The following is a 17,364-nucleotide window of genomic DNA, read 5'->3' on the forward strand; positions in this document are numbered from 1 at the left end:
TGGCCTATGGCGATGGTCCGGTTGCCCACCCTTGCACCATCGCTTTGAAGGCGTGCAGAGCCACAGCATCTCAATCATATTGAACCACTTCAAACTCGATGCCGTTGTCATCCCTGAAATAGAACCGACGCCCCGGTTCGTAATCGGCATGATTATGGGGTTCGAACCCGGCCTTGCGCACCTTGGCCTCGGTTGCATCGATATCTTCGACCAGAACACCAACATGATTCAGCCCGCCGACGATATCGTAGCTGCTTTCGACCAATGGTTTCGGCGCATCTGGTTTGTAAAGCGCAAGATAGGTGTGGGCCGATCCGACATGCACCGTGTATCCGCCTGATATTGCGGGTCCTTCCCACCGTGTTTTCCAGCCAAAGACCTGCTGCATCCAGGCGGCCGAGGCCTGTGGGTCGCTGACAGTGAAATTGGTATGTTCAAGCGTTGCCATCATGGGATCTCCTTTTTTTGGCTTGTTTCGACTCACCGTAATTTCTAAACCTAACTTTAGGTCAAGGTATTTCTTCGAGGGCGACATGGCTGTTTCAGAAGGGTTGGCAATCGGGGCATTGGCCCGACGTACGGGGTTGGCCGTTTCAGCGATCCGGTATTACGAAGCACAGGGTTTGATTGCGCCCTGGCGCAATGCGGGTGGGCAGCGACGTTACCAGCGGGCGGATATCCGGCGGCTGAGTTTTGTCATGATCGCACAGCAGTTCGGCCTGACCTTGCCTGAAATTCGCGAGGTCTTGTCGGGCTTGCCGGGAAAGCGAACACCGACACCACAAGATTGGAAAGCCATAAGCGTGCGGTTGCGCACTCATCTGGACCAGCGAATCGATACCCTGATGCGATTGCGCGACAATCTGGACGGCTGCATCGGGTGTGGGTGCCTCAGCTTGCCGAAATGCAAGCTTTATAACCCCGATGACAGGGCAAAATCCCATGGTAGCGGCCCCAGATACCTGATGGGTGATGCACCAGAGGACTGATGTGTCGAATAGCGCCCTTGTTACGCCGTGTTTCGATTGACCAAAGTCTTACTGACCATGTAATCAGCCGTGAAACAAAATTGCGCAGATCCTGCAGTGACAGCGCCAATTCCGAAAGTAAGCTAGGGAGCCCGCGATGGCCGAGATTGAACGCGAAGCAATGGAATATGACGTGGTGATCGTAGGCGCAGGTCCTGCGGGCCTGTCGGCGGCCATTCGTCTGAAACAGCTGGATGCGGATCTGAACGTTGTCGTTCTGGAAAAGGGCTCGGAAGTGGGCGCTCATATCCTGTCTGGCGCAGTTCTCGATCCCTGCGGGCTGGATGCTTTGATCCCGGATTGGAATGCTAAGGGTGCTCCGCTGAACGTGCCGGTGCATGAAGACAATTTCTACATGCTGGGCGAGGCAGGTAAAATCCGCATCCCCAACTTCCCGATGCCGCCGCTGATGAACAACCATGGCAACTACATCGTTTCGATGGGCAATGTTTGCCGCTGGATGGCCGAGCAGGCCGAGGAACTGGGCGTGGAAATCTTCCCCGGCATGGCCTGTTCCGAACTGGTTTACGGCGATAACGGTGAAGTCAAAGGCGTAGTGGCTGGTGTCTTTGGTCTGGAAGCGGACGGCTCTTATGGCCCCAACACCGAGCCGGGTATGGAATTGCACGGCAAATACGTTTTCCTGTCGGAAGGTGTGCGCGGCTCACTGTCCAAGGAAGTCATCGCCAAATACGACTTGTCTGCCGGCAAAGAGCCGCAGAAATACGGCGTCGGCATGAAAGAGATCTGGGAGATCGATCCGGCAAAGCACAAGGAAGGTACGGTCACGCACACAATGGGCTGGCCTCTGGGCGGCAACGCAGGCGGCGGGTCGTTCATCTATCATCTTGAAAACAATCAGGTCTATGTCGGCTTTGTGGTTCACCTGAACTACAAGAACCCGCACCTGTACCCCTACATGGAATTCCAGCGCTTCAAGCATCACCCGATGGTGGCCGAGCTGCTGAAAGGCGGCAAGCGCGTGGCTTACGGTGCCCGTGCGATCACCGAAGGCGGCCTTCAATCGATGCCCAAGCTGGTGGCACCGGGCGTGGCGCTGCTGGGCTGTTCTGCGGGCATGGTCAACGTGCCGCGCATCAAGGGCAACCACAACGCGATGCTGTCGGGCAAGGCCGCGGCTGAGGCTGCTTATGACGCGATCAAGGCTGACCGTTCAGGCGATGAGCTGACCGCTTACGAGGCCGATGTCCGCAATGGCGCAATTGGCAAGGACCTGAAGAAGGTGCGCAACGTCAAGCCGATGTGGTCCAAGTGGGGCATGATCCCTTCGCTGGTGCTGGGTGGTCTGGACATGTGGACCAACACATTGGGCTTTTCGCTCTTTGGTACGCTGGGACATGGCAAGAACGATGCCCAGTCGACCGAGGAAGCCAGCAAGCACAAGCCGATCAATTATCCCAAGCCCGATGGCACGCTGTCCTTTGACCGTCTGACCAACGTGTCCTTTGCGGCAACCAATCACGAGGAAAGCCAGCCCTGCCACCTGCGCCTGACGGACCCGGATATCCCGGTCAAGGTCAACCTGCCCAAGTTCGACGAACCGGCGCAGCGCTATTGCCCGGCAGGCGTGTACGAAATGGTCGAGGATGACAACGGTCCGCGATTCGTCATCAACTTCCAGAACTGCGTTCACTGCAAAACCTGCGACATCAAGGATCCAAGCCAGAATATCACTTGGACCACACCGCAGGGGGGCGACGGACCAAACTATCCGAACATGTAAGCAAAAAACCGGCAATGGCAGGGTCGTGAAGGCTCTGCCATTGCCTCTTGCCGACCGAAGCCCTAGCTTAACCGTCAGTCAACGATAGTAAGGCAGGATTTCGGTGGTTTCCCTGGTTCGTCGCGCGGCATTGTCCGTGCTGCTCATGTCGTCGGTCGCAGTTCCGGCCTATTCGGATTCGGGTGCCGGTTCATATCTGGCCGGGCGTCAGGCGATCTACGAAAGCGACTATTCTGCGGCGGAAAGATACTACGCCCAGGCTCTCAGGTTTGATCCGGAAAACGCGCTGCTCTTGGAAAGCGTTGTTGTCGCCCGCCTTGCGCTGGGGGAAATTGCCCGTGCTTTGCCTGTTGCAAAGCAGATCGAGGAAGCCAACCTTCCCAGTCAGGCCGCGCGCATGGCGATTTCGGCCAATTTGATTGCTGACGGCAAGTTTGACGAACTTCTGGCGCGTGACCCTGAAACGCAGGGGATCGGTCCTTTAGTTGATGGACTGATGATCGCATGGGCCCATCTGGGGCAAGGTGAAATGACAAAGGCCATGGAGCAGTTCGATGCCGTGGCCACGCAGGAAGGCCTCAGGGAATTTGCGCTGTATCACAAAGCCATGGCATTGGCCTCTATCGGCGATTTCGAAGGTGCCGAGGTGATATTTGCGGATAATAACGACGCGGTTGCGCGGTTCTCGCGTCGGGCCGCGCTGGCCCGTACAGAGGTGCTGTCACAGCTGGATCGCAACGAAGACGCCATTCGATTTCTGGACGATGTGTTTGTTTCCGGTAGCGATCCGACCATTGAAGCCTATACCGGCCAATTGACCGCGGGCGAGACGCTTCCGTTCACCCATGCGGGCTCTGCGCTGGATGGCATGGCGGAAATATTCTTTACCGTTGGTGCCGCATTGAACAGCGAGGCTTCGGCTGACTACGTCCTGCTTTACGCGCGACTGGCGAGCTTTCTGCGCCCTGACCACGTGGACGCCATTCTGCTGAGCGCGGAATTGCTGGACAAGCTGCAACAGTATGATCTGGCTGTTGCCGCCTATCGTATGGTCCCGGCAGGCAGCAATGACCACCATGCCGCAGAACTTGGACGGGCCGAAATCCTGGATAAATCCGGAAAAACCGATGCGGCCATCGAAGTTCTGCAAAACCTAGCGCTGCAAAACCCTGATTTGCCCAGCGTGCATGTTTCTCTGGCAGATCTTCAGCGTCGTCAGGAAAACTATGCGGCTGCGGTTGCCTCTTATGACACTGCGATTGCTTTGACGGACAGTCAGGCAGGTGGGAATTGGTTCCTGCACTACGCGCGCGGCATAAGCCACGAGCGGCTGAAGCAATGGGATCAGGCTGAAACCGATTTCCGCCGGGCGCTGGAGTTGAATCCGGATCAGCCGCAGGTGCTGAACTACTTGGGCTATTCTTTGGTAGAACGGAAAGAAAAGCTGGATGAAGCGCTGGACATGATCCAACGCGCGGTCGAAGCCCGCCCGGATAGCGGCTACATCGTGGACAGTCTGGGTTGGGTTCTGTTCCGTCTGGGTCGTTACGAAGAAGCGGTCGAGCATATGGAGCGCGCGGTCGAGCTGATGCCTGTTGATCCGGTCGTCAATGATCATCTGGGGGATGTCTATTGGGCTGTTGGACGTGCGCGCGAGGCCGAGTTCCAATGGAAGCGGGCGCTGTCCTTTGTTGACCCCGAAGACACAGATGGCGAGGCTGACCCAGATCGCATTCGACGCAAGATCGAGGTCGGACTAAGTGCCGTTCTGGCCGAAGAAGGTGCGGAACCTTTGAAAGTCGCAAATGGAAATTAAGGCGTTTGCGCCCGCCAAGATCAACCTGACCCTGCATGTGACCGGACGTCGTAAGGACGGTTATCACCTGTTGGATTCGTTAGTGGTTTTTGCTGATCTCGGCGATCAGTTGACATTCACACCCGGCCCCGAGCTGACTATGGACGTGAGTGGGGAGTTTGCTGAAGGCGTGCCCATGGACAGCCGTAACCTGGTCTGGAAAGCGGCCGAAGGTGTCGGTTGGACCGGGCATATCGACCTAACCAAATCTCTGCCCCACGGAGCAGGTATTGGGGGTGGGTCATCGGATGCGGCCGCCACGCTGAATATGCTGGGCGGTCTGGGCCGTGACATCCCGCCTGACCTGCCGTTGTCACTGGGGGCAGATGTGCCCGTTTGTCTCGAAAACCGGGCGATCAGAATGCAAGGCATTGGCGATCGTTTGGCGGCGGTAAACCTTCCGAACCTACCCGCACTGTTGGTCAACCCGAATGTGCCGGTGCCGACAGGAGCCGTTTTCAACGCGCTGGCGTCCCGAGACAATCCGCCGATGCCTGAGCTGGTCCCTGATTTTGAAGACGCTGAAGCCTGTGCCCTGTGGTTGCGTGGTCAACGCAATGACTTGCAGGTACCTGCCATGGTCGTTGCACGTGAGATCGAGCAGGTTCTGGACGAGTTGAACATGACCAGTCGTGTCCTTGTGACGCGTATGTCGGGGTCAGGATCAACCTGTTTTGCCCTATATCCCACAATGAAAGACGCGCATTTCGCGGCCTATGAGATCGGTGCGGCGCATCCTGACTGGTGGTGCCGTGCGACGCAGCTTAACTAAGGCGCGAGACCACGTAATCGGCCAGTTCGCGCAGCAGGCTGCGAATTTCATGATCGGGCAGAACATCCAAAGATGCCTTTGCCTTATTCGCCCAGCCCAAAGCGTCCTGCCGGGTTTTTTCCAGCGTTGCGTATTTGTCCATCAAACCCAGCGCATGATCCAGATCACCGTCCTGTTGGCGGCCTTTTTCGATCGTACGCTCCCAGAAAGCGCGTTCTTCGGGCGTGGCCTGTGCAACAGCCTTGATGACAGGCAGGGTCAGCTTTCGTTCGCGGAAATCATCGCCCACATTCTTGCCGGTTGTCTTGCTGTCCCCTTGATAATCCAGCAGGTCGTCTGCAATCTGGAATGCGATCCCCAATGCGTCACCATAATCGAACAGGGCCTTGATCTGTTCTTCCGATGCACCGGCGATCACGCCGCCCACCTCGGTCGCAGCTGAAAACAAAGCTGCCGTCTTGCCGCGCACGACCTGTAGGTAAACGCTTTCATCTGTCCGCAGGTCGGTTGCTGCGGTCATTTGCAGCACCTCGCCTTCGGCGATGGTTGCTGAGGCATTGGCCAAGATATCCAGAACCCGCAGCGAACCCGTTTCGACCATCAATTGGAAGCTGCGAGAAAACAGGTAATCACCGACCAGCACACTGGATTTATTGCCCCAAAGTAGATTTGCGGTCGGGCGTCCGCGCCGCTGCGCGCTCTCATCCACAACGTCGTCGTGCAGAAGGGTAGCGGTATGGATGAACTCGACCGTGGCAGCAAGGCGTACATGGTGCTCGCCCGAATAGCCAAACAGCCGCGCCGCTGCCAATGTCAGCATCGGGCGCAGGCGCTTTCCGCCCGCCTCGACCAGATGCTGGGTCACTTCGGGGATACGTGGGGCATGGTCCGACGCCATCCGGGTGCGGATCAACGTGTTCACAGCCTCCATTTCACCCGCCAATATATCAGCGAGGCGCTCATGCGGTTTTGAGATCATGCCGACGGTCATCATTCTCCTGATACAAGGCTCGACTTCCGCCCCGCCTTGCCCTTACATCCATCCCCATGAAAGAACTATTGCGCAGTACCGATCCGACGATCCTGGCCTTTGCATCCGCTCTCCTTGAAGGCGAGGATATAGACTGCTTTCAGATGGACGTAAATATGAGCATCCTCGAAGGTGGGATCGGAATCTTTCCCCGCCGACTGATGGTTCGCGCCGAAGACCTGACCCGTGCTGAACGTGTGATGCGCGACAATGAAATTCCGCTGGGCCGATGACCCGGTTTTCCGATAGCGAACTCAGCTGCAATGATTTCTTGGGGGGCAGGGTTCGATTGCTGCAACCTCGGTCGGGTTATCGTGCCGGGGTCGACCCGGTATTGCTTGCCGCATCCGTTCCGGCCAGCGCAGGTCAGTCCGTGTTGGAACTGGGGTGCGGCGCAGGGGCTGCCATTCTTTGCTTGTCCTCCCGAGTGCCCGGTCTGCACCTGACAGGTATCGAGCTACAGCCTTCCTATGCGGAATTGGCCCGCAGAAATGCGGAAATCAACCGGATAGAGCTGGAAGTTGTCCAAGCTGATCTGACCGCTTTGCCTGAGGCGTTTCGGCAGCGCCAGTTCGATCACGTCATTGCGAATCCGCCCTATTATCGGGCGGGGGCGCACAGCCCTGCAAAGGATGCGGGACGAAGTGTGGCCCTGAGCGAAGACACCCAGTTGGCCGACTGGGTTGCAGTGGCTGCCAGACGCCTTGCGCCAAAAGGGTACCTGCACATGATCCAGAAAGCCGATCGACTGCCCGACATGCTGGCAGCGTGCCAGGGGTTTCTGGGATCGGTAGAGTTGTTGCCGCTAAGCCCACGGACAGGGCGAGAGGCTGAGCTGATCATTCTGCGCGCCCGCAAAGGAGGGCGTGCGGCATTTCGCCTCCACCCACCTTTGATTGTGCACACGGGTGAACGTCACGAAAAAGACGGCGAAAGCTATACGGATGCAGTTTCGGCCGTGCTCCGGAAGGCCGCTGCCCTGCCCGGGTTTTGACGACGACCGGCAATGTCCAGCCGATTTTGTCGGATTTGTTTTAGATTCTGTGCGTCTGCAGCGTGACAGGGTGGAAACGATGTGATCAACTTCTTACGTGACATTCAGACACGTATAAAAGGAGGATCGCAATGAGCGTGAGCGCACATCTGACAGAACTGAAGAAAAAGCACGAATCTCTCGGTCTAGAAGTAGAACAAGCCCAACGCTCGCCAGGCATCGATGATCTCCACATCGCCCAGCTGAAGAAACAGAAGCTCAAGCTGAAGGAAGAGATCGAGCGACTGTCTGCTTAAGATTTCAAACTGGATCGGGCCGCGATCAAGGCCCCACCGGTAATCAGAAAGGCCGCGATCGCCAGCCCCCAGGATGGGGCAGCGATCCCGGCCATCACCAAAGCAAGTGTCGACAATAACGGGGCCGCGTAAGATGAGGTTCCGAGCATTTGAATATCGCCCTGCTTTACCCCGATATCCCAGATATAAAAGGCCAGTCCAACGGGCCCGAGGCCAAGCGCCAGTACAGAAACCCACCCCAGTGTCGTGTTAGGCAGCACGGCGTCTTCTATAGCCAGATGCAGCAGACCCGAAGCCAACGCAGCCATCAGACAAAAGACCGCAACCGAACTGGTCGGTGTACCCCCCAATTTGCGCGACAGAACCGAATAGCCTGACCATGTCAGGGCGCAAAGCAAGGCCAATGCATACCCGGGTAGATGTTGCGCCTGAAAACCGGCGCTTCCGCCTCCGGTGATGATCAAAGCAGCCCCAGCAAAGCCAAGGCATGCCCCAACCAGATGACCAGCGCGAAGCCGTTCGCCCGGCAGCAGGCCGGAAAACAGAACGATAAGAAGGGGCCAGAGATAGGCAATAAGTCCGGCCTCGGCCGCAGGGGCCATACGCAGGGCCGAAAAATACAATGCGTGGTACCCGAACAGACCCAATGAACCGAACAGGTAGGTCGTCCAGGGGACTTGTTTCAACCCGCTAAACCCACCGGTTGCTGCTGTCCAGATCAACCCAAGCGCCCCACCAATCGAAAAGCAAATCGTGTTCAACAGCAAAGGTGGTGTGGGTGCAGAGCCGACGGTCAAAAGTGCCAGCAAAGCCCATAATAGTACGGCCCCAAAGCCGATGGCTGTTGCGCGCGTTTTGGTCATGATCCGGAAACCTCTTCGATCGGAATAATGTCGAACTCATCCGAAATATGCGCGGTCTTTTCAATCTCGGTCAGGAACCAATCCCGAAAGGCTGCGATCTGAGGACGTTTCTCGGCCCCCGGAAGGCACAGGAACCGGAACCGGCCCTGTGTTTCCAGCGCGACCTTGAAGGGGGCAACCAGCCGACCCTCGGTCAAGTCCTTGAGGATCATGGCGCGCCGTCCAAGGGCGACACCAACACCGGCGACAGCGGCGTCAATCGCGTGATCTGCGTTGGAAAAATGCGCCCCATGAGTGGGGGTGAAATCGATACCCATTGCGCGGAACCAGGCAGGCCAGTCGCAGGGTGGGGTCAGAAAGTTGATCGAATCGTCATGGATCAACGGTGCGTTGCGCAGGCTGTCTGGCGTGGTGAATTGTTCTGCCAGCTCCGGGGTCATGACCGGGGTCAGCCATTCCTTTCTGACAGGAACGGAATACAGCCCGTCATCGGCCGAGTTCCCGAACCGGATGGCGACGTCCACATCGTCCCGCTCCAGATCCATGTTGCGCAACGTGGCCGAGAATTTCAGATCGATTTCCGGATGCGCACGGGCAAACTCGTAAAGGCGAGGCGCCAGCCACTTTGCGGTCAGCGCCGGACCTGCGGTGACGGTCAGTCCGGTGTCATCCTCCTGCCTGCGTACGGCACGCCACGCGGCTTGCAAGGTGGCAAAGCCTTCTGCCGCGCCGGGGGCCAGGGCGCGGCCCGCATCGGTCAGTTCCACAGCGCGGTTCAGACGGCGGAACAGAGGGCGGCCCAGATGCTCCTCAAGCGATTTGATCTGAAAGGACAGGGCCGCTGGCGTCACGTGCAGCTCTTCCGCCGCTTTCGCGAAGGACATGTGCCGGGCCGCGGCATCAAAAGCCCGAAGCGCGGTAAGTGGGGGCAGATAATCACTCATAGCCAAGAAATTCTTAACTGAAGGTTCAGGAAACTTCGTTTGTCACGGCTTTAGGTGACCTTCATATTCACATCAGGTCAAGCAAAACTGAATTGAAAGGCGGCTGCCATGATCGAGATGACAACAAATCCCGCCGCCCAAGTGGCGATCCTGCGCGCTCATGAAGAGCGTGGCAAGGTGGTCCGGCAGATGTGGAATTGGGTATTGGGTTCCCGCTGATCGCAGCGCGCGCGATCTTACGGGATAAGGATGGGCCGGCCCTAATGGACCGGCCCGTTTTCACAATTCTGATTGCAGATCAGACGAAGAACTGGGCGCCGTTGGCCGAGATGGTCGAGCCGTTGATGAACTGAGATTCGTCCGAGGCCAGGAAGGTCACGCAGCGTGCAATCTCTTCTGGTTCGCCCAGACGACCGGCGGGGATCTGGCCAATAATCGATTCGCGTACCTTTTCGGGCACCGCCATCACCATCTCGGTTGCAATATAACCGGGGCAGATCGCGTTGGCCGTGATGCCTGCCCGCGCGCCTTCCTGCGCCAGAGATTTAACGATGCCCAGATCGCCCGCCTTGGTCGCAGCATAGTTCACCTGAGCGAACTGACCTTTCTGGCCGTTGATCGAGCTGATGACGATGACACGGCCAAATTTGCGCTCGCGCATGCCGGGCCAGACAGGGTGCACAGTGTTGAATACGCCGGTCAGGTTGGTGTCGATCACGTCTTTCCACTGATCGGGTGTCATTTTGTGGAAAGGTGCATCACGGGTGATGCCTGCGTTGGCGACAACGACATCGATGGGGCCAACCTCGGCCTCGACCTTTTCGATGCCCGCTTTGGATTCGTCATAATCGGCGACGTTCCACTTGTAGGTCTTGATGCCGGTTTCTTCGGTGAATTTCGCGGCGGCTTCGTCATTCCCTGCATAGGTGGCCGCAACGTTGTATCCTTCGGCTTTGAGCGCCTTGGAAATTGCTGCGCCAATGCCGCGGGAACCGCCGGTAACGAGTGCTGTACGTGCCATTTAGGACTCCTCCAATTTTAGTCGCCTTGGTAATGCTGTTACTTTGAGAGATGTTTGTGCGCAATATTGTTTCGTCATTAAGGTGTTTATTTCGGATGGCAATATCGTCGCATCTAAGGGGTACGACCCCAGTGTAACAAAAAAGGGCGTCCCATGGACGCCCTTTTCTATTTGGTTATTGGCGCACTTAGTCGCGCTCCACACACAGGGCGACACCCATGCCGCCGCCGATGCACAAGGTGGCCAGACCTTTCTTTGCGTCGCGGCGCTTCATTTCGAACAGCAGCGTGTTCAGAACGCGGCAACCTGATGCGCCGATTGGGTGGCCGATGGCAATTGCGCCGCCGTTCACGTTCACAATCGACGGATCCCAGCCCATGTCTTTGTTCACTGCGCAGGCCTGCGCGGCAAAGGCTTCGTTGGCTTCAACCAGGTCCAGATCGTCGACGGACCAACCCGCTTTTTCCAATGCCTTGCGCGAAGCGTAGATCGGGCCAACGCCCATGATCGACGGGTCCAGCCCGGCAGTTGCGTAGGACGCGATGCGCGCCAAAGGTTCGATTCCGCGCTTCTCTGCGTTTTGAGCTGACATCAGCAGGGTTGCGGCCGCGCCGTCGTTCAGGCCCGAAGCGTTTGCAGCAGTGACCGATCCGTCCTTGGTAAAGGCGGGGCGCAGCTTTGCCATGGCTTCCATTGTAGCGCCGTGGCGGATGTATTCGTCCTTGTCCATCACGATGTCACCCTTGCGGGTCTTGATGGTGAAGGGCACGATTTCGTCGACAAATTTGCCAGCTTTTTGCGCCGCCTCGGCCTTGTTCTGCGAAGCAACAGCGAATTCATCCTGCATGTCGCGGCTGATCTGCCATTTCTCGGCAACATTTTCCGCCGTCTGACCCATGTGATAACCGTTGAAGGCATCCCACAGACCATCGCGGATCATGGTGTCGATATACTTCATATCGCCCATCTTGTGACCGGCGCGCAGGGCAGCTGCGTGGGGCGACAGGGTCATGTTCTCTTGGCCACCAGCGGCGACGATGTCGGCATCGCCGAGTTGGATGTGCTGAGCGCCCAATGCGACCGCACGCAGGCCTGAGCCGCAAACCTGGTTGATGCCCCAGGCGGCACTTTCTTGCGGCAAACCAGCGTTGATATGCGCCTGCCGAGCCGGGTTCTGCCCCTGAGCCGCAGTCAGCACCTGACCCAAGATGGTTTCGCTGACTTCGCCTTTTTCAATCCCGGCGCGCTCAACAACTGCTTCCAGGACGGCCGCGCCCAGATCATGTGCGGGGGTGTTCGCAAACGAACCACTAAAGCTGCCGACACCTGTTCGTGCGGCGGATGCGATTACTACGTTGGTCATATGATCAGTCCTTTACCGTCATTGTCTGGCGGAATGTCTGACGGCGCAGGCCGAGAGTTTCCCTCTCGAAACAAGAGCGCCCCGTTATCCCCCGCTCAAGTACTTCTGCAATAGCGTAATGCTGCACTTGCAGCAACGGGCAGCTTGTCTCAGCTTGGGAAATGGCGGAAAAATGTCGATCACCCACGGGTCAACTTGCTGTTTTTGAAATTTTTTCCTGTTTCCACTGGGGCGAAACACTGGGCGCGCCAAACAAAAAGCCCTGCATGCAATCCACGCCAAATTCAAGCAAAAATGCCGCATCCTTCTGAGTTTCGACCGATTCGGCAGTGACCAGAATTTCAAACTCACGCGCTACGGCAATCAGGGCCCGCACCAAAGCCTGGTTGTCGGGGCTGTTGCTGATGCCCCTGATAAACTGACCGTCGATCTTGGCGGCGTCGAACAGAAACTCGCGAAAGTGGCGGAAACTGAAGTTGCTGGCACCAAAGTCGTCCAGCGCAAAGGCGATGCCGCGATCCTGTAGGCGGTCCATGAAGTCGACCACCAATTCCGGCACCTGCATAGCAGAACTTTCGGAGATTTCTAGGATCAGCCGTTCGCCCAGTTGCGGATCCCGTTTCAGAAACCGGTCCAGTATACCGGACCAGTTGGAATAACCGATCGAGCGGGCGGACATGTTGATCGACAGGCGGATCTGGGGGTTGTTCACCAACGTGCGCAGACCAAGTTCCAACGCAACGCAGTCGAGATCACGTCCGATCGGAGTGTTTTCAACCTGTGGCATGAACTCGCGCGCGGGGATAACGCGCCCTGTTTCATCCAATACACGAATGAAGCCTTCGTAAAACGCGATGTCATGCGGCGGGTGCGCCTGAACAACCGGCTGAAAGGCCAACCGACATTGCTTGTGCTTCACAGCATCGGTTGCCATCTGAACCACCGAACGATCCCGTGTTGACACTGCTGCATTCAAAGGGGTGTCCAACCCTTCGGGAAGATTGGTGAGCTTTTTGTTTCCCATAGGCGCAGATTCCCGTGTGTCCGGAACAGGTGTTTTGACACAGTTTCGGGGCAAACAGATGAATCTGCGGTTAAAGCGTCAGATGAAGTTGCTTATTGCGGTTTTCAGCGCGCGGAGTGCCCGGCACGGGCCAGCGACGCCGCGGCTCCGAGAAGGGCTCCTGTCGCACCCAGAATCATCAGGACAAAACCCAATGCGATCAGAGTGCCAACAAAGCTGCCGAGCGCGGCAAGCATGGCCAGCAACAGGCCAAACAACCCCACGAAGGTTGAAATGGTTGCCAAACGTTTCATGCCGCCCCTCGCTCATCTATGCGCCACATTCAATCACTGATATGGCGTGCAAAGACCGGAGTTCAAGTCTAGCGGGGCCTGACGGCTGTATCAGGCCTGTTCTGCCTGTCCTTTGGGCAGGATCTTGTCGACCTGCTCAAAACCGGGCGTTCCCCGGTCCTCGGGATGGCGAGCCAGGTGCTTGGCTTTTATCTGTTCCGAGTTGTCGCGGCTGCCGTCGTGGCTGTACCCCGGAGGCGCGAAACAATAGGCCAGACGTTGCCGTAGTGTCAGGCCGGGCTGCGTGGCGTCGTGCCAGATGCCGACCCATTCGTGAAACGCAACGCGCAAAGGGTTGAAGGTGCCGATATTGTGAACCAGCCCGTAATCGACCCGATCGTTTTCCTGTTCAGGCACAAATGTCCCGAACATCTTGTCCCAGATGATGAAAACTCCGGCGTAATTGCAATCCAGATACCGTGCGTTCCGGCCGTGATGCGCGCGATGATGGCTGGGGGTATTCATGACCGCTTCGAACCATCGGGGCATCTTGCCGATGGCCTCGGTGTGAATCCAGAACTGATAGATCAGGTTCAATCCACCGACGAACAGAACCATGGCCGGATGGAAACCCAGCAGGATCAGCGGCGCGCGAACGACCATCATGAACGTAAAGGTATAGGTCCAAGTCTGCCGCAGAGCTGTGGTCAGATTGTAGTGCTGTGAACTGTGGTGGTTGACATGGCTGGCCCAGACCCAGCGAATGCGATGCCCAAAACGGTGTACCCAGTAATAGCGAAGATCATCCAGGACAAAGCACAGAATGATAATGGGAATTGACGTGCCCAGGTCCAAAGGAGTGATCTGCCACAGCCACATGAAAAACGCATAGGCAATAAAGCCCAGCAAAAAGCCCGACGCGATGTTCCCGGCCCCCATGATCAGCGAGGTTACAGCATCGCGCGTTTCATACCGCCCGCCTTTGCCTTTGACTGCGATCCACAGGAATTCTGCCAGAATAGCAGCGATGAAAAACGGGACGGCCCATTGCACCGCATCGGGAAAGCTTACCTGGTCTGTCATGCGGGCCTCATCAAGTGTTGCCAGTGCTGGCGTTCGGTCTGGTCAAGGTGAAGAGTCGCGCGCGGGGTGCTGAAGTCGTGAAACCGAACTTCGATGCCATTGGCGGTCTCAAACCAGTCGAAGTCCTGGAGATGCCGCGCTACTGTGTCGGCGCCGAAGGACCAGATCAACCCAGCCCCGTTCTGGGTTCTTACCAGCGCCGCGTGACCGTCATGGGCGATTGTCACGTCGATCACCGTGTCTTCAGGGAAATGCCGCAGCCACTGGCGTGGCGCCGTGTCTGGCGTCAGCACGTGCAACCGCGACTTGCCTGTCAGATGCAACAATACCGTAATCCCGGCTATGCCTCCAACGACCAACACCAATAGAATTTCCAGCGGCATTCCATCCTCCTGAGCGCAGAGTGCAAAGGAGGATGGAAACTGTCAAAGGTGGCGTGACGTCAGCTGTGTTGCAAAATCAAGGCTCTGATCGCAGCCATTCGAGAAGCAGGAATACTAGTCGGAGATCGCGTAGGTTACTGGATCTCCCTTTCCCTTCTTGCGTACATCTTTGGCGGTAGCAGCATCAGCGGCTATCCAGAAATCACCCGCCATCGCGGCAATTCCTTCAATTGATTTCATAAAAATATCCTCCGGGTTGAATGCCCGAAGGATATCGCGATTCACTGAACTCGCTGACTATAAGGCTATTTCCTCAGCTTTCTGCGCCAACAAGCGTCGACACGATCGCCTTCGCGCTGTCCGAATTCCATTCGGCGTCGCCGATCAACCGCGCGATTTCCTGACCTTCGGGATTCAGAATGACCGTGATGGGCAATGCGATGATACCGAATTCGCGCGCGGCAGCCGAGCTGAGGTCCTGGTGACGCGGCAGGTTGGATATGCCATTTTCTTCGAAGAACTTCTTGATCCCTGCTGGTGAGTTGCGGCCTGTGGCAAGGGTCAGAACCTGAAACTTGTCCCCCCCGAACTCGTCCTGCAACTCGGCGATCTGAGGCATTTCTTTGCGGCAGGGGGCGCACCAGGTGGCCCAGAAGTTCAGCAGAACATACTTGCCCTCATAATCGGCCAGCGTGCCGACACCCCCGTCATCTTCCAGCTGAAACTCGATCACTTTTGCCGGTTTGGGTTCTTCATGCAGGATAAGGCGCTTCAGACTGCCTTCCCGTAAGGGGCCCAGTGTCGCGGCATCGGTTGCCAAAGCGGCATTTGCACCTAGCGCAAGGGCCATATAAAGGGGGATCAAACGAAATAGGCGCATATCAACTCCGGGTTTTCTTACATGACCGATCAATCCTCGAACCAGATGTGGGGCGGCCGCTTTGCCGCCGGTCCAGACGCGATCATGGAGGCGATCAACGCCTCGATCGGGTTCGATCAGCGGATGGCAGCCCAGGACATCGAAGGCTCGCGCGCCCATGCGGCCATGTTGGCTGCTACAGGCGTCATAAGTGATAGTGATGCTGAAGCCATTCGGGAAGGGCTGCTCACCGTTTTGTCAGAAATCCAGAGCGGCACGTTTCAGTTTTCAACTGCGTTGGAAGACATACACATGAATGTCGAGGCGCGGCTGAAAGAGATCATCGGCGAGCCTGCTGGCCGTTTGCACACAGGGCGTTCGCGCAATGATCAGGTGGCGACGGATTTCAAACTGTGGGTCCGGGATCAGCTAGACGCGGCTGAAACTGGTCTGCTGGCTCTGATTCGCGCGCTTTTGGCACAGGCCGAAGCAGGCGCCGATTGGGTCATGCCCGGCTTCACCCACCTGCAAACTGCGCAACCCGTAACATGGGGCCACCACATGATGGCCTATGTCGAGATGTTCGGCCGCGACCTGAGCCGAGTCCGCGACGCCCGTGCCCGAATGAACGAATCCCCGTTGGGGGCCGCCGCACTGGCGGGTACATCTTTCCCCATTGATCGCCATATGACGGCGCAGGCGTTGGGCTTTGATCGCCCCGCCGCCAACTCGCTGGATGCCGTCAGCGACCGCGATTTCGCGCTGGAGTTCCTGTCGACCGCCTCGATCTGCGCTGTGCACCTGTCGCGCTTTGCCGAGGAGCTGGTGATTTGGTCGTCGGCCCAGTTCCGTTTCGTGTCCCTGTCCGACCGGTTTTCGACCGGCTCGTCGATCATGCCGCAGAAAAAGAACCCGGATGCAGCCGAACTGATCCGCGCCAAGGTTGGGCGTATCTATGGGGCCAATACCGCGCTGATGATGGTGATGAAGGGCCTGCCGCTGACCTATTCAAAGGACATGCAGGAGGACAAGGAACAGGTCTTTGATGCCGCCGACAACTGGATGCTGGCACTGGCTGCGATGGAAGGGATGGTCAAGGACATGACCGCCAACCGCGACAGCCTTGCCGCCGCCGCCGGCTCGGGTTTCTCGACCGCTACGGATCTGGCCGACTGGCTGGTGCGGGTGCTGGGCCTGCCGTTCCGGGATGCGCATCACGTCACCGGATCACTGGTGGCCATGGCCGAAGGCAAGGATTGTGATCTGCCCGACCTGACGCTGGATGATATGCAATCGGTCCATGGTGATATCTCGGATGATGTCTACTCTGTCCTTGGCGTCGACAATTCGGTAAACTCGCGGCAGTCCTACGGTGGTACCGCCCCCGATCAGGTGCGGGCCCAGATCGAACGATGGAAGGCAATGGTATGACAACCGCGCTACGTGCGATCCTGATTGCGGTTTCCGGTCTGGTGCTGGCCGGGTGCGGGGCTGATGGCGAGCCTGATCAACCAACTGCCCCTCAACCCACGGTCAGTGCCACCATTGGGGTTGGATCAAGCGGCGCGTATGTTGGCGGGGGTGTCGGCCTAAGCCGCGGACCGCTGGGCATTTATCTTGGATTCTGATCCTTTTGAATGTTGCGCCCATGGTCCCGGCACCTCATGTTGGGTCCACGTATCGATTACCTGTCACACAAAGAAATGGTATTGAAATGAGAGTTCTGGGATTGGTTTGTGCACTTGTTGTTTTGGCGGCTTGCGAGCCTTCGTCAGCGCGACGCCCGGAACCTGCGGCCGAACCAAAACAATCGGGCACCGGCATTTCTATCTC

The 17,364-nt window shown here is 57.5% G+C and carries 21 protein-coding genes; 9 read left to right on the top strand and 12 right to left on the bottom strand.

Going from position 1 to position 17,364, the window contains the following annotated elements:
* Window positions 1-70: 70 nt before the first annotated feature.
* Window positions 71-451, bottom strand: a complete 381-nt coding sequence (locus ACR0ES_RS06440; protein ID WP_209598670.1) for a VOC family protein — start codon at window positions 449-451, stop codon at window positions 71-73.
* An 82-nt stretch (window positions 452-533) separates the two neighbouring features.
* Here ACR0ES_RS06440 and soxR point away from each other — a divergent pair, with 82 nt between their 5' ends.
* From soxR to ACR0ES_RS06460, 4 genes are all read left to right on the top strand, one after another.
* Window positions 534-989, top strand: a complete 456-nt coding sequence (gene soxR, locus ACR0ES_RS06445; protein WP_209598669.1) for a redox-sensitive transcriptional activator SoxR — start codon at window positions 534-536, stop codon at window positions 987-989.
* 136 nt (window positions 990-1,125) lie between these two features.
* Complete coding sequence (locus ACR0ES_RS06450; protein WP_480539009.1) at window positions 1,126-2,772, top strand: electron transfer flavoprotein-ubiquinone oxidoreductase; 1,647 nt, start codon at window positions 1,126-1,128, stop codon at window positions 2,770-2,772.
* A gap of 145 nt (window positions 2,773-2,917) precedes the next feature.
* Window positions 2,918-4,588: a tetratricopeptide repeat protein gene (locus ACR0ES_RS06455; RefSeq protein WP_480773399.1), complete on the top strand. Its 1,671-nt coding sequence runs from the start codon at window positions 2,918-2,920 to the stop codon at window positions 4,586-4,588.
* Window positions 4,578-5,399 (top strand): 4-(cytidine 5'-diphospho)-2-C-methyl-D-erythritol kinase, encoded by an 822-nt coding sequence (locus ACR0ES_RS06460; protein ID WP_480773345.1) that lies wholly within the window; start codon window positions 4,578-4,580, stop codon window positions 5,397-5,399. Before ACR0ES_RS06455 ends, ACR0ES_RS06460 begins: the two co-directional genes overlap by 11 nt.
* On the opposite strand, the gene ACR0ES_RS06465 is transcribed toward ACR0ES_RS06460, so the two are convergent.
* On the bottom strand, window positions 5,392-6,390 hold the full coding sequence (locus tag ACR0ES_RS06465; RefSeq protein WP_480506820.1) for a polyprenyl synthetase family protein: 999 nt from the start codon (window positions 6,388-6,390) through the stop codon (window positions 5,392-5,394). The genes ACR0ES_RS06460 and ACR0ES_RS06465 overlap by 8 nt on opposite strands.
* Window positions 6,391-6,446: 56 nt before the next feature.
* Between ACR0ES_RS06465 and ACR0ES_RS06470 the strand changes: the two genes are divergently transcribed.
* The 3 genes from ACR0ES_RS06470 to ACR0ES_RS06480 all read left to right on the top strand — a co-directional run bounded on the left by ACR0ES_RS06470 (window position 6,447) and on the right by ACR0ES_RS06480 (window position 7,719).
* The gene (locus tag ACR0ES_RS06470) at window positions 6,447-6,662 is read left to right on the top strand and encodes a putative signal transducing protein (protein WP_050604033.1); all 216 of its coding nucleotides are present in this window, start codon (window positions 6,447-6,449) and stop codon (window positions 6,660-6,662) included.
* On the top strand, window positions 6,659-7,423 hold the full coding sequence (locus ACR0ES_RS06475) for a tRNA1(Val) (adenine(37)-N6)-methyltransferase (RefSeq protein ID WP_480869927.1): 765 nt from the start codon (window positions 6,659-6,661) through the stop codon (window positions 7,421-7,423). The genes ACR0ES_RS06470 and ACR0ES_RS06475 overlap by 4 nt, the downstream gene beginning before the upstream one ends.
* 131 nt (window positions 7,424-7,554) lie before the next feature.
* The gene (locus ACR0ES_RS06480; protein WP_083445267.1) at window positions 7,555-7,719 is read left to right on the top strand and encodes a YdcH family protein; all 165 of its coding nucleotides are present in this window, start codon (window positions 7,555-7,557) and stop codon (window positions 7,717-7,719) included.
* Here ACR0ES_RS06480 and yddG read toward each other — a convergent pair.
* From yddG to ACR0ES_RS06530, 10 genes are all read right to left on the bottom strand, one after another.
* Complete coding sequence (gene yddG, locus ACR0ES_RS06485) at window positions 7,716-8,582, bottom strand: aromatic amino acid exporter YddG (protein WP_209598665.1); 867 nt, start codon at window positions 8,580-8,582, stop codon at window positions 7,716-7,718. The genes ACR0ES_RS06480 and yddG overlap by 4 nt on opposite strands.
* Window positions 8,579-9,526 (bottom strand): transcriptional regulator GcvA, encoded by a 948-nt coding sequence (locus ACR0ES_RS06490; RefSeq protein ID WP_480869929.1) that lies wholly within the window; start codon window positions 9,524-9,526, stop codon window positions 8,579-8,581. Before ACR0ES_RS06490 ends, yddG begins: the two co-directional genes overlap by 4 nt.
* 298 nt (window positions 9,527-9,824) lie before the next feature.
* Entirely contained in the window at window positions 9,825-10,547 is a 723-nt protein-coding gene (gene phbB, locus ACR0ES_RS06495) for an acetoacetyl-CoA reductase (RefSeq protein WP_480773342.1), read from the bottom strand.
* A gap of 187 nt (window positions 10,548-10,734) precedes the next feature.
* The gene (locus ACR0ES_RS06500; RefSeq protein ID WP_209598663.1) at window positions 10,735-11,910 is read right to left on the bottom strand and encodes an acetyl-CoA C-acetyltransferase; all 1,176 of its coding nucleotides are present in this window, start codon (window positions 11,908-11,910) and stop codon (window positions 10,735-10,737) included.
* Window positions 11,911-12,100: 190 nt separating this feature from the next.
* Window positions 12,101-12,934, bottom strand: coding sequence for an EAL domain-containing protein (locus tag ACR0ES_RS06505; RefSeq protein WP_480773341.1), 834 nt, complete (start codon window positions 12,932-12,934; stop codon window positions 12,101-12,103).
* A gap of 104 nt (window positions 12,935-13,038) precedes the next feature.
* Complete coding sequence (locus ACR0ES_RS06510; protein ID WP_480585514.1) at window positions 13,039-13,227, bottom strand: hypothetical protein; 189 nt, start codon at window positions 13,225-13,227, stop codon at window positions 13,039-13,041.
* A gap of 90 nt (window positions 13,228-13,317) precedes the next feature.
* Window positions 13,318-14,289, bottom strand: a complete 972-nt coding sequence (locus ACR0ES_RS06515; RefSeq protein ID WP_480558781.1) for a sterol desaturase family protein — start codon at window positions 14,287-14,289, stop codon at window positions 13,318-13,320.
* A complete protein-coding gene (locus ACR0ES_RS06520; protein ID WP_480558783.1) occupies window positions 14,286-14,672 on the bottom strand; it encodes a hypothetical protein in 387 nt (128 codons plus the stop codon). The genes ACR0ES_RS06515 and ACR0ES_RS06520 overlap by 4 nt, the downstream gene beginning before the upstream one ends.
* 114 nt (window positions 14,673-14,786) lie before the next feature.
* Entirely contained in the window at window positions 14,787-14,912 is a 126-nt protein-coding gene (locus ACR0ES_RS06525) for a hypothetical protein (protein WP_480558785.1), read from the bottom strand.
* 73 nt (window positions 14,913-14,985) lie between these two features.
* The gene (locus ACR0ES_RS06530; protein WP_480558787.1) at window positions 14,986-15,552 is read right to left on the bottom strand and encodes a TlpA disulfide reductase family protein; all 567 of its coding nucleotides are present in this window, start codon (window positions 15,550-15,552) and stop codon (window positions 14,986-14,988) included.
* Between the two features lie 21 nt (window positions 15,553-15,573).
* Between ACR0ES_RS06530 and argH the strand changes: the two genes are divergently transcribed.
* Window positions 15,574-16,962 (top strand): argininosuccinate lyase, encoded by a 1,389-nt coding sequence (gene argH / locus ACR0ES_RS06535; protein ID WP_480558789.1) that lies wholly within the window; start codon window positions 15,574-15,576, stop codon window positions 16,960-16,962.
* Complete coding sequence (locus ACR0ES_RS06540) at window positions 16,959-17,159, top strand: argininosuccinate lyase (protein ID WP_480486634.1); 201 nt, start codon at window positions 16,959-16,961, stop codon at window positions 17,157-17,159. The genes argH and ACR0ES_RS06540 overlap by 4 nt, the downstream gene beginning before the upstream one ends.
* Window positions 17,160-17,364 lie beyond the last annotated feature (205 nt).

The organism is Ruegeria sp. N7 (assembly GCF_056531345.1).

What these genes read in the sequence shown, in the direction of transcription:
- ACR0ES_RS06465 (WP_480506820.1), bottom strand. Translation starts at nt 6,390, where the DNA reads ATGACCGTCGGCATGATCTCAAAACCGCATGAGCGCCTCGCTGATATA.
- ACR0ES_RS06440 (WP_209598670.1), bottom strand. Translation starts at nt 451, where the DNA reads ATGATGGCAACGCTTGAACATACCAATTTCACTGTCAGCGACCCACAG.
- ACR0ES_RS06480 (WP_083445267.1), top strand. Translation starts at nt 7,555, where the DNA reads ATGAGCGTGAGCGCACATCTGACAGAACTGAAGAAAAAGCACGAATCT.
- ACR0ES_RS06455 (WP_480773399.1), top strand. Translation starts at nt 2,918, where the DNA reads ATGTCGTCGGTCGCAGTTCCGGCCTATTCGGATTCGGGTGCCGGTTCA.
- argH (WP_480558789.1), top strand. Translation starts at nt 15,574, where the DNA reads ATGACCGATCAATCCTCGAACCAGATGTGGGGCGGCCGCTTTGCCGCC.
- ACR0ES_RS06460 (WP_480773345.1), top strand. Translation starts at nt 4,578, where the DNA reads ATGGAAATTAAGGCGTTTGCGCCCGCCAAGATCAACCTGACCCTGCAT.
- ACR0ES_RS06530 (WP_480558787.1), bottom strand. Translation starts at nt 15,552, where the DNA reads ATGCGCCTATTTCGTTTGATCCCCCTTTATATGGCCCTTGCGCTAGGT.
- yddG (WP_209598665.1), bottom strand. Translation starts at nt 8,582, where the DNA reads ATGACCAAAACGCGCGCAACAGCCATCGGCTTTGGGGCCGTACTATTA.
- ACR0ES_RS06525 (WP_480558785.1), bottom strand. Translation starts at nt 14,912, where the DNA reads ATGAAATCAATTGAAGGAATTGCCGCGATGGCGGGTGATTTCTGGATA.
- ACR0ES_RS06490 (WP_480869929.1), bottom strand. Translation starts at nt 9,526, where the DNA reads ATGAGTGATTATCTGCCCCCACTTACCGCGCTTCGGGCTTTTGATGCC.
- ACR0ES_RS06475 (WP_480869927.1), top strand. Translation starts at nt 6,659, where the DNA reads ATGACCCGGTTTTCCGATAGCGAACTCAGCTGCAATGATTTCTTGGGG.
- ACR0ES_RS06500 (WP_209598663.1), bottom strand. Translation starts at nt 11,910, where the DNA reads ATGACCAACGTAGTAATCGCATCCGCCGCACGAACAGGTGTCGGCAGC.
- ACR0ES_RS06510 (WP_480585514.1), bottom strand. Translation starts at nt 13,227, where the DNA reads ATGAAACGTTTGGCAACCATTTCAACCTTCGTGGGGTTGTTTGGCCTG.
- ACR0ES_RS06520 (WP_480558783.1), bottom strand. Translation starts at nt 14,672, where the DNA reads ATGCCGCTGGAAATTCTATTGGTGTTGGTCGTTGGAGGCATAGCCGGG.
- soxR (WP_209598669.1), top strand. Translation starts at nt 534, where the DNA reads ATGGCTGTTTCAGAAGGGTTGGCAATCGGGGCATTGGCCCGACGTACG.
- ACR0ES_RS06505 (WP_480773341.1), bottom strand. Translation starts at nt 12,934, where the DNA reads ATGGGAAACAAAAAGCTCACCAATCTTCCCGAAGGGTTGGACACCCCT.
- phbB (WP_480773342.1), bottom strand. Translation starts at nt 10,547, where the DNA reads ATGGCACGTACAGCACTCGTTACCGGCGGTTCCCGCGGCATTGGCGCA.
- ACR0ES_RS06450 (WP_480539009.1), top strand. Translation starts at nt 1,126, where the DNA reads ATGGCCGAGATTGAACGCGAAGCAATGGAATATGACGTGGTGATCGTA.
- ACR0ES_RS06470 (WP_050604033.1), top strand. Translation starts at nt 6,447, where the DNA reads ATGAAAGAACTATTGCGCAGTACCGATCCGACGATCCTGGCCTTTGCA.
- ACR0ES_RS06515 (WP_480558781.1), bottom strand. Translation starts at nt 14,289, where the DNA reads ATGACAGACCAGGTAAGCTTTCCCGATGCGGTGCAATGGGCCGTCCCG.
- ACR0ES_RS06540 (WP_480486634.1), top strand. Translation starts at nt 16,959, where the DNA reads ATGACAACCGCGCTACGTGCGATCCTGATTGCGGTTTCCGGTCTGGTG.